Annotated in this window: 6 protein-coding genes; 4 read left to right on the forward strand and 2 right to left on the reverse strand. The window is 37.8% G+C overall.

The genetic code is table 11. From position 1 onward, the window contains the following. Window positions 1-213: 213 nt before the first annotated feature. Together ACT29H_RS14345 and ACT29H_RS14350 are read right to left on the reverse strand one after the other, a co-directional pair. Window positions 214-4,245, reverse strand: a complete 4,032-nt coding sequence (locus ACT29H_RS14345) for a response regulator (protein WP_444822337.1) — start codon at window positions 4,243-4,245, stop codon at window positions 214-216. 337 nt (window positions 4,246-4,582) lie between these two features. Further along, on the reverse strand, window positions 4,583-8,668 hold the full coding sequence (locus ACT29H_RS14350) for a two-component regulator propeller domain-containing protein (RefSeq protein WP_444822338.1): 4,086 nt from the start codon (window positions 8,666-8,668) through the stop codon (window positions 4,583-4,585). Window positions 8,669-9,427: 759 nt separating this feature from the next. On the opposite strand from ACT29H_RS14350, the gene ACT29H_RS14355 reads away from it, so the two are divergent. From ACT29H_RS14355 to ACT29H_RS14370, 4 genes are all read left to right on the forward strand, one after another. Beyond that, window positions 9,428-12,568, forward strand: a complete 3,141-nt coding sequence (locus ACT29H_RS14355; RefSeq protein ID WP_444822339.1) for a SusC/RagA family TonB-linked outer membrane protein — start codon at window positions 9,428-9,430, stop codon at window positions 12,566-12,568. A 26-nt stretch (window positions 12,569-12,594) separates the two neighbouring features. Continuing rightward, entirely contained in the window at window positions 12,595-14,217 is a 1,623-nt protein-coding gene (locus ACT29H_RS14360; protein ID WP_444822340.1) for a RagB/SusD family nutrient uptake outer membrane protein, read from the forward strand. A 92-nt stretch (window positions 14,218-14,309) separates the two neighbouring features. Then, a complete protein-coding gene (locus tag ACT29H_RS14365) occupies window positions 14,310-15,458 on the forward strand; it encodes a SusE domain-containing protein (protein ID WP_444822341.1) in 1,149 nt (382 codons plus the stop codon). 130 nt (window positions 15,459-15,588) lie between these two features. Further along, the gene (locus ACT29H_RS14370; protein ID WP_444822342.1) at window positions 15,589-16,767 is read left to right on the forward strand and encodes a glycoside hydrolase family 76 protein; all 1,179 of its coding nucleotides are present in this window, start codon (window positions 15,589-15,591) and stop codon (window positions 16,765-16,767) included. The last annotated feature ends 1 nt before the right edge of the window (window position 16,768 follow it).

Raw genomic sequence — 16,768 nt, forward strand, 5'->3', positions numbered from 1 at the left:
ATGGCAACCAAAGCGTCCTAAAAAGGATGCATTGGATTGAGGTCGAAAAAATCCTTTTCAATTGTTTTATTAATAACAAAAGAGCGGGAAATAGGAATTCCTGAAGGAGATCCGAATCAAACTACTGCTGAATGCAATAATAAGGAGGGAAGTTTAAGATGTTTTTGCTGGGAGTGTCAAAAAAGTACAAATATCTGTCATTTGTGAAAAGTGTTATTTTTTTGTCTTATTCTGTTCCTTATTGCGATACTCGCGTGGGGTCATATTGAATTTTTTGGCAAATTCCCGATAGAAATAGGATTTGTTGGTGATTCCTACTTTGTATATTATTTCCTGAACTGTCAGTTTAGATGTTAACAATAGTCTGGCAGCATAATTCAATCGAAAATCTTTGATGAAGTCGCTGGGAGATAAAACGGATATATTCTTGAAGCGGCGATAAAAGCTTCGGACATTCATACCCAATTGATCAGCAAGGAAGGCTGGTCGTAACTTTTCATTTTCAATGTTTTCTTTAATTATCGTCATTACCTTATTCAACAACACTTTATCTTCTTCATGGATGAGCAATCCGTCGGAATATTCAAAGGCACTGTCGGAAGATTGGTAAAAATCTTTCATTTCCTGTCTGTTGTGAATTAGGCGATTTACAACCGATCGCAGCAGTTGTGGGGAAAACGGTTTGGTCAGGTAAGCATCGGCCCCAATTTTGAATCCTTCCGCCTGTTCAGAATGGGTTATTTTGGCCGAAACGACAATGACGGGAATCTGTTTGGTATATGGGTTGCCCTTAATCTGTTGGATAAACTCTAAACCGGACATGCCTGGCATGATAATATCAGTGATGATGAGGTCGGGGGAAGCTTCTTTGATCAGTTCAAGGGCATCGGTAGAACAGGATGCTTCCCGGATTTGAAAATCGGGATTGAGCGTTTGCGCAATGAGCCAGGTGATGTCGTTATTATCATCTACTACGAGTATTCCGGGTTTTGATATTGTTTGGTCAATTGGCTGGAGTTCCGGTTCAATATGTTTCTTGGAAGAATTATTTGCATAGATCTTTCCTTCCTCACTTTTTAATTTGGGAAGCCAAACAATAAATTCCGCATAATGGCCTTCTTCACTATTGACCTCTATGCTTCCTTTCAGGGTATTTACTAAACCTTTGCAGATTGAAAGACCTAAGCCGGTTCTGGATGCCGCCGGGATATTGGTTTTATCGCCCAAATTGTTGACAATTCCAAAACGACGAAATAGATGAGGAATATCGGCTTCCGGAATTCCGGGTCCGGTGTTGAAAACCCTAATTTTAAGTTGATTATTGATAATGGCCACATCAATCTCTACACGTCCCTGAATGTTGGAATACTTAAAAGCATTGGACGTGAGATTGATGATTATTTTTTTCAGGAAGGTATAGTCGGTATTCCAATAAAGTTTTTCCGGATATGAGACATTGAAAGTGATTTTATTTTGAAGGGCAAGGTTATTAAAGCTGGCCTTGACTTCAGCAATGAGGTTGGAAATGGAATTTTTCTCTATTCTACACATTCCAAATTGAGTATCTTCAATCTTCCTGAAATCAAGGATTTCTTGGATGAGTTCATTGAGGTTGTTGACATTTCTGAGTAAAACATCTGTGAATTCTTTTATTTTTTGGTGGTTTTTCTCTTTGCGGATCTGATCGGTCACCCCGTTGATAAGGGTCAGAGGGGTGCATAATTCGTGCGTAATATTAGTAAAGAAATTGAGTTTGGTTTCGAGCAGATTTTCTCTTTGCTCCTCTTCAATTTTTTTGGTTAAGGAGAGGTGCTTTTTTTGGATCTTATTCCGGAAGTAAAAAATCAAATAGATAAAAAAGGAGAAGGAGAGAAAGAGGTAAAAAAGGATCATTCCGGAAGATAGATACCAGGGGGGCATTACATGGATTTTAATGCGGTAAGTGTTATTTTCCGAATCGAAAACATCGTTGTTAAATTTAACAATAAGGGTATAATGGCCTATCGGCAGTCCGCTAAAAGAAGCCTCATTGTTTTTTTGTAACTTAACCCAGTCATGGTTAAAGCCTTGTAAAAGATAAGAATATTCGTAGTTGTCGGGGCTGTAATGATCTACCGCGACAAAGGAAATAGAGAATGATTTTGCATGGGGCGGGATATCTAATTGACGGGTACGCGGATCGAAGTATCTGGACCAAGGCACTGCATTGCCGGAAAATTTAAGTTCAAAAAATGAGAATTTGGGTTGGTTGTTAGGGGTATTAACCAGTTTTGGATCGAACCATACCAGCCCATTGATGCCCCCGAAGAAGAGCCTTCCGGTAGAGGGACACTTCCAATAGGCATCATCTGAGAATTCTGTTACCTCCAGGTCTTTAGTGTAGTTGTGAAAAAAATCATTTCTCGGGTTATATTTGGCTAATCCTTTGTTTGTACTGAGCCAAATGCATCCATCGCGATCTTCTAAAATGCCATGAATCATATCGTTGGTGAGGCCATCTCTACGGTCAAACTGTTTTAATAAAAGCGATTGGTTTGGTCGTAATTGCAATTTTGTCAAACCGGAGCTCGCTCCGACATAGAAAACAGAATCTTTGCTTTGATGGACCGAGAGGACATCTCCAATGGGGGAGTATCCGGTTCCATTCATTGGAATAAAGCTGTGTTTATGAGTTTGAGTATTCAACCGAATCAATCCGTACCCACCTCGACTTCCGATCAGTAAAGTTGATTTTCCGATGATACTGATGGCATGAAATTCATTGCAAATTCTACCACTTTTTTCAAACGTAAAAACCTCAACAGAATTGATTTCCAGTTGTTCTTTGGTGGTTCGATAGCGAACTTTCAAAAGGCCGGCGCCGGCGGTTGCGACCCATAGGGTGCTGTCATCGGTTTCGCAAATGGCATGTACTTTCTCAATATTTTTATTGAGACCTTGGGGGGTAATAATGGCATTGGAGTCGAACGAATAATAAGATAGTCCCGGACCTTCAGTCCCAATCCATATAAGATTATGAAAATCACTTTTTTTAAAAGCAAACACCTGATTGTTCGATAGTCCTTCACGGGTGGTATAAGAAATAGTTTTAGAGAATCCTTCGATTTTGTTTGTTGGATGTTCATAGTCTTGGATTCGGATAATTCCATCACCTTTTGTGCCGATCCAGAGATCGTTGTTTGCTGTCAAAATGGATCGAACCGGTTTTTGGAGGTTAAAAGGAAGTTGGTCAAGACTGATGCTATTAAATTGATTGGGTTTGTTGAAATACATCCGGATGCCTTGTCCGTCGGTCCCGATCCAAAGAATCTTCTGGCGATAATCGGGCAATAGGGAAAAAACACCGGTTTTTAGATTAATATTTTCCGGTTGAAAGTTGTAATGCCGGTTCAGTCTAATGACTCCGTTCGTTTTAAAGGCGAGATAAATATCGTTCTGAAAAGATACTATTTGCGAAATTTCTCCGTATTTGTGAATGACCCCACGAATATCTTGTAGGAAGATTGATTGATTATTCTTAATAGATTGTTTGTATAAACCGCCATTGGAATCAATCCAAAAGATGGAATGACGGTCGCAAAACGCAGAAACAATGCTGTTCGGGTGTTTAAATTTTGGGGATTTATTTACAATGGGTTGGGTGTTTGTATTGGAGAATTGAAGCGTGAAGAAAGAACCATCAGTTAATACTAAAACGAATTTATTTTCGCCCACAGAGAAGAGAACTTTTACCTGATCTTTAAATATGCCCTTCAAAGGGAGTGTCTGAAAGTGTTTATTAATTGGGTTATAAAACTTAATGGATTCGTTTTCGGTAATGACGCATGTGTTCCCTAATGGGTCGGCAGCCAATAATTTGGCTTCGGGGCATTCCGGATAAGACTCCGTAACGATACGGTCGGTGGTGGAAAATTTGTTTAATCCCAGAAATGTGGAAACCCACAATTGGCCTTTTTCAGCAGGTGTAATTTTATGAATAATGTTACTGCTTAATGATTCTTTGGCTTGAAAATCAAATCGATAAACAAAAACATCTTTCCCGTTGAAAAGATTCAATCCATCATATGTTCCTATCCAGAGGTATCCGTTATTATCTTGATATAGAGATAGTACTGCTTTGTTGGACAAGTCTATGTGGTTGGCCTCATAAAGATTCAGAGTTGAGATGGAATCCTGTCCGGAAAGAGACAATAAACGAATAAATAATGCAATTAATGTAATATGATTTTTTAAGGGGTTAATCATAATGATAAGGTATGAGTTGGTTTTAATCCGGCAAAATGTATAATTGTTCGTCCGCTCCACCCATGATGCTTGATTGGAAAATCCGTAAAAAAGCAACCGGGAAAAGAATGGCAGTGGATGGAATCATTCGCGAAAGATAGAAATTTAACACATGAGAGTGCTGAAAAAAGTTTCATCTTGAGACATACACCAATGTAAAAATCATTTGAATCTACCATCCTTCAAGGTATTAAATACTTAGTGCAAAATGAATCATCAACGTTGTTTGCATGTGGTCAATAGGAATCAGATTAGGACCATTTATCCGTTTAAATAGAAAAATCATTAATCAGCTATTTTAGTCGACTTTATTATTTTCAAAAGATTTTTGGTGAAAATTTCTGTATTCCTTAGGTGTTTTAGCATATTTCTGTTTAAAGGATTTATAGAAATGTCCTCTGTTATGGAATCCGGTTTTAAACATAATTTCATCCACCGACATCTTGGTGGAAATAAGAAGCTTTTCCACCTTCTTGAAGCGATATTCTTTGATTAGTTCCATGACCGATTTGTCCGTTACTTGCTTTAACCTTCTGTATAAATTTCGTTTGCTGAACCCCATTAATGAGCTGATCGTTTCAGCAGAAAGATTTGGATCGGTAATATTGGATTCAATGGAATTAAGAACTTTGATAAAAAAATCTTTGTCGTCTTTTTTTAAGAAATTACCTTCTTCCAACTCGATGGAACTAAATATGGAATTGTAATAATCTTTAAGGGTTTCTTCACGGGCAAGAAACCGGTTTGCAATTTCTAATAAATAATTAATGTTGAAAGGTTTGGATAAATACAGGTCGGCGCCGGCTTCAATTCCTTTTACTTGATAATCAGGTGAATTAACTGCTGAAAGTAGAATGACCGGGATGTGCGCCAATAATTTGTTTTGTTTAATGCTTTTTGTAAAAGAAATACCATCCAAGGTTTGCATCAGAATATCCGTGATTATCAGGTCAACCTGATATTTGCCCAGATAATCAAGGGCATCAACGGCCGAGGTCATTTTAATTACATTAAATGAATCGGAGAATAAGTCGGACAAGAACCATAACATCTCTTCGTCATCATCGATGATGAGTACCGTGGAATCAGATTTTTGATGTTTTGGTTTATTTTGTTCTCTAAAAGCTATCGTTGATTTGACATCTGTGGCATGAAGGGGCGGAATGGGTTGTCTTTGATCATTGGCTGTTGCAGGGTCCGAATTTTCCTGATTTACCTCCAATTGAGGTAAAGTAACCTTGAATTGGGTTTGTTTATGGGGAATACTGGTCACGGAAATGTTTCCTCCTAACAGTTGGGTCATACTGTGGCAAATGGCAAGTCCGAGTCCATTTCTGGAAGGGAACCGTCCATCGTTGAGGCCCTCAAATTCATCTAGTATTTTATATCGGTCGAAAATTAAAGGAATTTTCTCCTCCTTGATTCCTTTCCCGGTGTTTAAAACGTATAGGTTAAGATTATCCTTTTCGATGGACAAATTGATTTCAACGGAGCCATTAATGTTTGTGTATTTAAAAGCATTGGCAATGAGGTTGTTTAATATTTTTGTATAACAGCTTCGGTCTGAATTCCAGGTAATATTTTTATCTATATTATACACGAAAGAGATGTTTTTAGACTCTGCCATGTCTGAAAATGATGATGCAATTTCTTCCGTTAGATTGGAAATAGGAAGAGATTCTACCTTAATGGTTTTATTGTCTGTATCAATTCTTCTAAACTCAATAAGCTCCTGTATGAGGGCATTCAGTTTGCCGGAATTATTTTTAATTAGTGAAGCGTATTTTTTGATTTGATGGTCTACTTTCGGATATGAAAGGATTTTTTCGCATGGCCCTTGAATTAATGCCAATGGGGTGCATAGTTCATGTGTGATATTGGTGAAAAACTGAAGTTTTGATTCATAAAGTTCTTCCTTTTTGTTTTCATTCATTTTGGCCTCAAGGGCCATATTTTTTAGTCGATACCATTTTTTTATCAAACGAAAGGTGAAGAAAACCAAAAGCGCATATACAATAAAATAGATAACAAATGCAATGTTTTTTCGATACCAAGGTGGGACAATGGTTATTTTGAGGGAGGCAACATCGCTAGAGACATTCGAAATAAGATTGCGAAACTTGGTGTGTAACGTATAATGACCTGGTGGAATATTGGTAAAAGACACAATGTTCGATTTGCCATTTTCAATCCAATTGTCATTTAATCCTTCCAGTTTGTAATAAAAACTGTAATTATTGCTGTTAATAAAATCAATGGCAGTGAGTTTGATCGAAAAGAAATTTTGATGGTATTTTAATTGAATAGAATTTCTGCTTTCGTCATAAAAATCATTAATGTTGAATTTTTTTCCAAAAATAGTTAAGTCATTGAATAGTATTTTCGGTACATATTTTTCATGACTGATTCTCTCGTTTTTAGATATTGTTACCAAGCCATTTATGCCCCCAAAAAGCAAATCGCCTGAGTTAAGATCTTTAAAATAAGCTCCATCGCTGAATTCAATAACTTCCAGTCCGGTATTTTGGTTATAAATCTGAAAGGTTTCCAGTTTTGTATCAAATCTTATGATCCCCTGATTGGTACTTAACCAAAGATTGTTGTTGGAATCTTGCAGCATTCCGTGGATCGTATTATTTGGGAAGCCGTTATTTTCATTGAAAACCTGTTTGTTACCTTGATATAGTTTGACCAACCCAAAACTGGTTCCGAACCAATAATTATTGTTTTTATCAATATTCATGGAAAATACATCATCCAGTGTTTTATTGTTGTTATGGGTGCCAAATTTCATCGACTCCAATTTCATGGTGTTGGTATTAATCCGGTAGGCTCCATAACCTCTATTCCCAAACCAAAGTATCGTATCGTTTTCTTTGTAAAGGGTAAAAAAGTAATTGGCAGAAAATTCGCCATCCTGAATCGTAATTTGCTTCACATTTTTAATGTGGGGATCGTCAGGAGTGCCTGAAACGATTGCCCGGAAAATGCCTTCACCGACTGATGCCATCCATAGAGTTGTATCATTTAGTTCACAAATAGAATGGATGTATCTTATGGGATTGTTGTTGATATTCAGATGGATATCTTTTATTTTTCTTTCTTTGTAAGAATAATAATTCAATCCTTCATCATGGCCAATCCACAAAATATCTTTTTTGCTTTTTTCGAACGCATAAACAGAATTGTTTTTGAGCAGACTATTTGAGGATGCAAAATGTGAAATCTGTTCATCGATGATTGTGGTATTCTTTGAGAAATTGGAAATTTTTAATATCCCGTCACCTTTTGTTCCTATCCAAAGGTTGCTTTCTTTATCTAAATATAGGGCACGAATAGGTTTCGAAATACGATCATAGAAATTATTAAAAGTTATGGATTTAACAGTATATGGGTCTGACGAGCATAAATATACCCCCTGGCCATCTGTACCCACCCAAACAATGTCTTGAAATTTGTCTTTAAGCAGGCAAAAAATTCCTGATTTTATTCCAAGTTCATATTTTTCATACATGCCAAATCGACTTAAAGAGGGCTCTAGTTGTATCAAACCATTTGTTTTGAATCCAATAAAGAAGTTATTGTTGTGTTTTACAATAGAGCTTATTTCTCCTTTGGAAGAGATTTCGGTCGTCAAATTTGTTATAAAACGAGTGGTATTATTTAATAGATTATATTCGAAAAAATCGAAATTGCGATCGATAAAATAGACCATATCATTTTCATGGCTCGCAAATAATAATCCTGTTTTGTGGAAGAATATTTTCAGAGGATCAAAAGTCACCTTTTCGTGATTATCAAATTTTATTTGATAGGTATCAACTCCTTCCGATTTGAAAACCCAAAGAATGTTGTTCGAATCGATGTTGACATTCAGTATTGTATCCGCCGGATTATAGTTGAGTGAAAATTTTCTGAAATCATTAAGTGATGGGATGTAGTAAAAAATTTCATTTTTAAGAAGAACGAAGAAATTATTGTCGTTGGTTTTAATTAGATGGTTTTTTTCTTTAAAATTGTCATAATATTCAATAATACCTGTGGCTCTGTTCAATTTATTTAAACCGTAATTGGTTTGGATCCAGAAAATATTGTCATGCGTTTCGATTAAGCTTTCAATCAGGTTTCCCGAAAGGCTGTTAGAAAGGCTTGAGGGTTTAAAAGTTTGAATGCTTTGTCCGTCATAAACATTTAGTCCGTCACAGGTGCCTAACCACATATATCCTTGATGATCCTGACACATTGAAAGTACTGCACTGTTTGATAACCCCGATTTATTTGATAATGTTTTGAAGTTGTAAGCCGCTGTTTTGGCAGATACTCCCAAAAGCAATAGCAGACCTATTATTTTGAGGTGAAAGTTTTGGTGGTGGGATGTTTTCATTGCCAATATTAGCTTAAAAGTGAGAAATGCAAAAATATGTGTTTTTTTATAAAATGAAAGGATTGGGGACTCGTAATATTTTTCAGAAATTAAGTTTTTAATCGTACATACGTCTTGCATCTTTTGGGTTTTGTTAATCCTTCCAATGGTTATTTTTCTTCGATGTGGTTTGGATGTTCGGGTTTTGGAAAAGATTGAAATACAGGGTGAAATGGGGCGTTTGATCGGCGTGAAATGAAAGTATGTTTTTGTGCCAAATTTATACGGTTTAGGGTCGGTGGCACTATCGTGTACATTAATGTCCCTCGAACGTACCTTGGGGGATATTGATTAGTATAATTTTGTATTTGAAAAAGTGTAATCAATAGATAAAAAGTGTTTTTGGGTTTTGAGGTCTTATAGAAAAGTCTTGCTTCACATAATATTTGAAAGGGATTTTTAAAAATACATTATGCAAAGGGTTAGTAAATCAGTATTAAGGACGGGATTGGTTCGATGGTGGTAATCTGGTGAAATTCATCAACCTTGAATGCTTGGAAAACCATTCTTTTAATTTTTTAGCTGGAATCAACTTTTATCGATATTAAATTATGACAAAAATAAAAGACAGATATTTTAACACATCTTAATGATGAAAATCTTTAAGATTGGATTATTACAAGGTTAATAAATTCTTTAGAAAATGAGGAATTTAATCACTGGAAAAAGTATTGGAATGAACATGAATAGAATTAGTTTTAATAAAAAAGTCAAATGATTATGATGAGATACAAAAGGCTTTGCACAAAGCTATGTACATTGGGAACATTGATTTTTGCTATGGCAATTGGAGGGTTAGAGCCTGCTTTTGCTGATGGTGGAAACGTTAGGTATCCCGGGTTGAATCAGCAAAATGATTTGAAAAAGGAAATATCGGGTATGGTAAAGGATGAGCTGGGGCCACTGGTCGGAGTTGCCATATATATTGAAGGTACAAATGAAGGTACGTTATCCGATGCGAATGGCCATTTTCAAATGGAGGTGACCTTAGGCACAGAACTGACGATATCCTATGTGGGATATGAAGATCAAACCATTACTGTTGGAGACGATAATTATTATGAAATTCTGTTGAAGGCAAGTTCAGAGTTGTTGGATGAAATTGTTGTGGTTGGGTACGGGACTGCCAAAAGAGGAGATCTTATTGGTGCCGTGGATCAGGTGCAGGCAAAAGCAGTTGAAGGGAGACCGGTCGCCAATCTTACCCAGGCCTTACAGGGGACCTCACCCAGTTTGGTTATTCAGCAGCGTAGCATGAATCCAAATAGCAACTCCATGAATATTAACATTAGGGGAATTAGTACACTTAATAATAATGATCCTTTGTTAGTAATTGACGGTATGGTTGCGGATCATGTTGGAAGTATGAATGAGTTGAATCCCAACGATATTGAAAGTGTTTCCATCTTGAAAGATGCAGGTAGTGCAGCCATATACGGATCAAGATCGGCCAATGGGGTTATTTTGATAACAACCAAAAAAGGGAGCTTTAATATGGCCCCCGAAATAACGGTTAATGCCTCCACTGGTATTCAGATGCCGGATATTCTTTTAAAGCCATTGAAAGGCTATCAGAATGCCTTACTGAGAAATGATTCGTATGTGAATGCAGGACTCAACCCGGTGTATTCGCCGGAGGAGATCGCAAGGTTTGCTGAAGGTGATAGCGAATGGGGGTTAGAGGCTGTAATGAAAAATGCACTTCAACAAAGTTATAATATTGGTATTCGGGGAGGGACTGAAAATATTTCCTACAATGTATCATTTGGATATTACGACCAGGAGAGTAACTACAAAGGTCAAGATTTTGGGATCTCCCGATATAATTTTAGGACCAATGTTGTTTCTGAATTTGGGCGATTTAAACTCACGTCTGTTGTAGGATATAATAGAAATGAAAACCTTTCGGACAGAGGCGGATTATGGATCTCGGATGTAATGCGTGTTCCTACTTATAATACCTATGATATTTATCCGGATGAAGAGGGAAGGTATTATAATAACGAAATAACGAGTGGTGGTAATTTTCTTGCATCGTTAAAGCATGGGGGTAACACCAAAAATGACAATGACCATTTTCAGGGGATTGTTACAGGAGAGCTGCAAATTTTGGAAGGGTTGAAGGCGAAAGCTGTTTTAGGGTATGATCTGAAATCGGAGCATCGTTTAATAAAACGGAGATACTACCCGGTGTATGATTATCAGGATAGGGATAAAATTGTAAATGAGGCAAGCTCCGAAGAATTCCACATTGAGGATTATAATGCCAAAACAACCATGCTGAACACTCAACTTCTTCTGGAATACAATCGCACCTTTAATGAGGTACATAAAATTACAGGGTTGTTCGGCCAGACTTCCGAATCCATTAGACGAGAAAGTAATGAGATTAGACGTCATTATGTAGATCCGGATCTTTATCAGGATACAGACAATACCATTTATGATCCCGGAAGTTATAATACGCCTAATGGCTTTTCAGAAAGAGCCTTGTACTCGTGGTTGGGACGCTTTGGATATACTTATATGGATAAGTATTATCTGGAGATAAGCGGTCGATACGATGGTTCCTCTCGCTTTACCAAGGATCAACGATGGGGCTTTTTTCCGTCTGCCTCATTGGGTTGGAGACTTTCCAATGAAGAGTTCTTTTCCTTCTGGAGTGATCGGTTTGGTGATTTGAGGGTGAGAGGTTCTTATGGTCTTTTGGGAAGTCAATCTGTATCGGATTATCAGTATTTGACCACCTATACAATTTATAACAACCAATATGGGTTCAACAATCAATCCGTTACAGGAACAGGATATACTTACGGGAATGAGTTATTAACCTGGGAAAATACGGCGACATTTGATATTGGGGTAGATGCTACATTTTTTAATAACAAACTATCCGTATCCTATGATTACTTTAATAAATACACTACGGATATATTACTTACCCCCCAAACACCCAGTACCTTGGGAGGCGCAGTGCCGAAAGCGAATATTGGAGAAATGAGAAACTTGGGATGGGAGTTAACTGTCAATTATCGGCTTTACCATGGTGAATTTTCTCATTTTTTTGGATTTAATCTAGGGGATTCATTCAATAAAGTAATGAAGTATGGCGATCAGGATATTGCCAGATCTGATGAAATAGAGCGTATTATTCGGGAAGGAGTACCTCTTTATAGTTACTATGGCTACAAAACAGACGGGTTATTTCAAACCTTGGAAGAAATCAGCAATTCTGCCCTTCCTTTAGGCGCTTCTGTTCAGCCTGGAGATGTAAAGTATGTGGACCGAAACAAAGATGGTGTAATCGATGATAACGATCGTTATATTTTAGGCAATGCGTTCCCTCGCTATACCTTCGGATTTAGCTATAACATGAATTGGCGAGGCATTGATGTAGATATGCTTTGGCAGGGCGTTGGCAAACGGGATATGGCCCTTAGGGGAGAAATGATTGAACCCTTTCATGGCAGTTATTATTATGTAATGTTTGAGCATCAACTGGATTATTGGAGCCCCGGTAATACGGATGCTAATTATCCCAGATTGGTAAACAGTGCATCACCGTCGTACTCCAATAATTATAGTCACTCTTCAGATCGTAACATCTACGATGCAGCCTACCTACGCTTAAAAAATATTCAAATTGGATATTCGTTGCCACAAAATATAACCAGCAAAATGGGAATAGAACAGATCCGGATTTATGCCAGCGGTCAAAATTTGTTGACTTTAACCAAGAATCGTTTTATCGATCCGGAATCTTCTGAGTTTGGAAACAGCATGAATGCAGGTGGTGCAAATAGCGGCCGTAATTATCCCACATTGAAGTATTATGGTGGCGGTATTGAAGTGAAATTTTAATTAAATAGATATAAAATATTGGAGATATGAAACCAGTATTATTCAAAAATACGACATGGAGTTTGCTTTTTCTATTGATTTTGTCGGGGGGATGCGTCAAACTGGACGTGGCTCCTGCAGATCAGTTTACAGATGAAACCTATTGGACATCAGCAGAGAAAGCAGCCTCTTTATTAAATATTGCCTACCGACAAATGAATAATCCAGGAAGGGTTTTTCGTGATGAAAGATTAAGTGATAATCTTTATAATGGGTATGGCAATGATGATGTTAGGGTAATAAGCAATGGACAAGCCAATGCATCTACTTCACTTTTCAACAATGTGTGGAGTGATTGTTATTCAGGAATTAAAACAACCCATACCTTTTTGGCGAATATTGATCGGGTTGATATGGATGAGTCTTTGAGAAACAGAATGATGGCAGAGGCAAGGTTTATTCGTGCTTTCTTGTTTTTTCAACTGACCAATTGGTATGGGAATGTCCCCTTCTTTACCCAAGATATTGATTTGGAAACGGCTAAAACCATTTATCCCACATCCCAAAGTGAAATCGTAGCTTGGATTCATGAAGAATTGGAAGATATTGCAGAAATTCTTCCAACTAAGGATGAATATGCAGAGGAAGATCGTGGAAGGATAACCTGTGGTGCTGCCATAGCTTTTAATGCCAGAGTTGCTCTGAATTTCAATGAATTTGAACTCGTTAAAGAATATACCGACAAATTGGTAAATAGTGCAGAATATGGCTCATATTCTTTGTTTCCCAATTATCAGGAGTTGTTTTATAAAAAGAATGAATATAACGAAGAAATCATTCTTGATATACAATATGTACCGGAAGATCGTACTTGGGGCGAAATATCCCGTTATGTCCCATTCAGTCTTCCGAATGTGCAGTTTACTCAGGCATGTCCAACGCAAAGCCTAATTGATTCCTATTTAATGAAGGATGGCAGCCGATGGAACGAAACAAAAGATCCTTATGAAGACAGAGATCCACGGATGGACATGACCATCGTTCGTCATAATAGCACAATAACCACCAAGGACGATATAACCTATACGGTAAATGTGGATCCAAATGATTCTGAAAATAATAGCAATGATCGCATTGGCAGGGAGAATGGGACTCAAACGGGATATTTCTACCGTAAATATTATGATCCTAACCCCGAGGCTTGGACTGCTGGAACCTCTTGGAGTTGCAATATCAATTTCGTTACGCTTCGTTTTGCGGATGTGTTGCTCATGTATGCAGAGGCCATAAATGAACTGGGAGAGATGGATGCTGCCGTTTGGGATAAGACCATTAAGGTTCTTCGTCAACGTGCCGGCTTTGACAATACGCCTTTGGCACTGGATTTTCCGGGTGGAAGTCAGGAAGAACTTAGGGCAATTATCAGAAATGAACGAAGGGTAGAACTAGCCCTGGAAGGTTCCCGCGTATATGATATTCGTCGATGGAGAACTGCCGAGGTGGTTTTGAATGAGCCTTACCGTGGTGCCAAATTCGATATGAGTAGTGGAAATTTGGATTATTACAACTATGAAACAGGAAGCTTTAATAAGGATCGCGATTATCTGTGGGCGATTCCCCGGCAGCAGAATATCATCAATCCAAACTTAGGGCAAAATCCAGGATATTAGGGTTTTGGTGTGATTGTGTTAATCCGTATGTGAGGATCAATGATTAATTTATTATTGGAATAATTCAAACGTTTATATTAAAATAATTGACAATGAAAACTAAAATTATATTAGCTTTTTTTTCTCTTTTCCTTTTAGTGTCAGTCTTTTTTGTCGGCTGCAGCGAGGATGAACAATTTAAAAATGTAACAGTCACAGCCGTAGAGAAGCTGTATGAACCGGAAAACGAAAAATATACTGTGTTGCAACCATCCGGTAGTATGTATTTTGAATGGGCAAAAGCTTATGCGGAAGATAACAGCATCGTTTATTATGAAGTTTTGTTTGATACTCAGAATGGAGATTTTTCTGATCCAATTTATATTGTTACATCTGATAATAAAGGGCTTGCCAATGGTGCCACTATTACCCATAAAACCTTAAATGATATAGCTGCAAAAGCAGGTATTGAATTGGCGGAAGAGGGAATTTTGAAGTGGACGGTTCGTTCTAATCGGGGAATAAACTTTGAAGAGGCAATAGAATCAAGAACGATCACAGTAATTCGATTAAACAGTATCAATGATCTTGAAGGTGCCGATTTGTTTATTGCAGGAGAAGGTTCGGAGGAAGGTCAGATGGTAAAACCCACGGAAGAAGTAGGTGTTTACCAGATCTATACCAGTCTGGTCGCCGATAAGCCGTATTATTTTTACTCCGAATTAGGTGGAAAGCAGAGAACTTTTGTAGTAAATGAAGATCAGGTTTCGTTTAAAGAAACCTATTCCACACCGGAAGGATCAAGCGTTTCAGAATCGGGTGTTTATCGCATTACCCTTGATTTTGAGTCCGCTTCTGCCAAGCTGGAAAAAATAAATAGCTTAGAGATTTATGTGTGTTGGACTCAAGCTCGTGAGGAATTTACTTACGTTGGTGGAGGCATCTGGGAATTGCTGAATTATAATGTTCAACTGACATCCACCAGTTGGGGATTTGATGAACGTTATAAGTTTATTTTTGATGTAGATGGTCAAGAAGAGCACTGGGGCCAAGGGGATCCATTTTACGATCCTCGACCCAATATGGATCGCGAAGGTTATTTTGATCTGGTAGAAGTAGGAAGTGGCCAGTGGGATCGTCCTTTTAAATTTCCCAATGAACTTTGTGATGGGGCAGACTTGGATCGCTTTTTTACCGATATTGAAGTGTCGATGACCGCTGAAGGTAATTATACCCATGAATTTAGCAACATACACGAATAATCAAAAAATTGAGAGTTCTCAAAATATCCCCCAAAAATGGCTGATTACCAGGGTTATTTTTGGAGTTTCTGATCCAACCAATTGGAGGATAAAATCGTATTTTGAGAACTCTTATGGAAAAATTAAGAATATGAAACAAGTATATTTTATATTAATAGTTCTTATTGTTGCCGCATGTGGTTCATATGAAGATAAATACATTGAAGTGAACCAATTTCCTGATTATTCCTGGGTGGCGGCTGCAGATAGTAGCTCTCCGGCTTTTTTTGACAGGTATTGGAATAGCAATCACTATTGTTTTAATAATACATTTGATGGTGCTATAACCTGGAATGACTACTGGCCAGAGGCACATGGACTGGATGTATTGGTTGATGCCTATCTACGGACCGGGGAAGAGTGCTATAAAACAGCTATATATAATTTTTATGAAGGCGTGAAAGATAAGAATTGGTATGGCGATACCTGGGAAAATGAATTCTATGATGATATGGGGTGGCATTGTCTGGCACATATGAGGGCTTATGATGCGACCCATGATGAGCGTTATAAAGAATCCTCCGAAGATTTGTGGTATTGGATTACCCAAGGATGGTCGGATTATCAAGGAGGTGGAATAAAATGGCGCAAACAATCCGACGAAGTGAAAGATGACAAAGGGATCCCAGCTAATGGTCCTGCTGCCATTATCGCAGCGCGACGATATCAAAAATATCCCGACGAGGTTATTGACGGGTTGAATAATTTGGAATGGGCGATTAGAATCTACGAGTGGATGAAATACAACAGAACCGATTTGTCTTCGGGAAGGGTTTATGAGCATTTTGATAATACCAATGGAGATTATTCCTATGATGTTGGAACTTTTATTGGTGCAGCCATTGAACTATATACCATTACTAAAGATGAGGTATATATGAGAGATGCCATAAAAGCTGCCAGATATCACATGAGTGCCAACATCAATACCAATAACCGTGTTATGCGCGATTTCGGAGAACAGGCTAATAATGGAAATGGACATGATGTAAATCTGTTTAAAGGGATTTTTGTCCGGTATTTCACCTTATTGATTCAACAGCCCGATTTGCCCGAAAATGATAGGGACCGATTTATTTTATTTCTGGAGAATAATGCCAATTATTTATGGTCTTACGGAACACAAAAGGAACCTGAAATAAAATTTAGTTACACCTGGTGGGAGACTCCAGGGGAGAGCGTTATATGGGGCGACTTGCGATCTGCCATTAGTGGAGCTACCACGATAGAGGCAATGGCTCGGTTGGAAGAGGGCGGATTTCTGGATTAGC

Source organism: Thermophagus sp. OGC60D27 (genome assembly GCF_052400625.1).
Lineage (GTDB): Bacteria > Bacteroidota > Bacteroidia > Bacteroidales > Marinilabiliaceae > Thermophagus.

Excerpts from the sequence above, each read along its gene's own strand:
- ACT29H_RS14370 (WP_444822342.1), top strand. The coding sequence starts at position 15,589 with ATGAAACAAGTATATTTTATATTAATAGTTCTTATTGTTGCCGCATGT.
- ACT29H_RS14355 (WP_444822339.1), top strand. The coding sequence starts at position 9,428 with ATGATGAGATACAAAAGGCTTTGCACAAAGCTATGTACATTGGGAACA.
- ACT29H_RS14365 (WP_444822341.1), top strand. The coding sequence starts at position 14,310 with ATGAAAACTAAAATTATATTAGCTTTTTTTTCTCTTTTCCTTTTAGTG.
- ACT29H_RS14350 (WP_444822338.1), bottom strand. The coding sequence starts at position 8,668 with ATGAAAACATCCCACCACCAAAACTTTCACCTCAAAATAATAGGTCTG.
- ACT29H_RS14345 (WP_444822337.1), bottom strand. The coding sequence starts at position 4,245 with ATGATTAACCCCTTAAAAAATCATATTACATTAATTGCATTATTTATT.
- ACT29H_RS14360 (WP_444822340.1), top strand. The coding sequence starts at position 12,595 with ATGAAACCAGTATTATTCAAAAATACGACATGGAGTTTGCTTTTTCTA.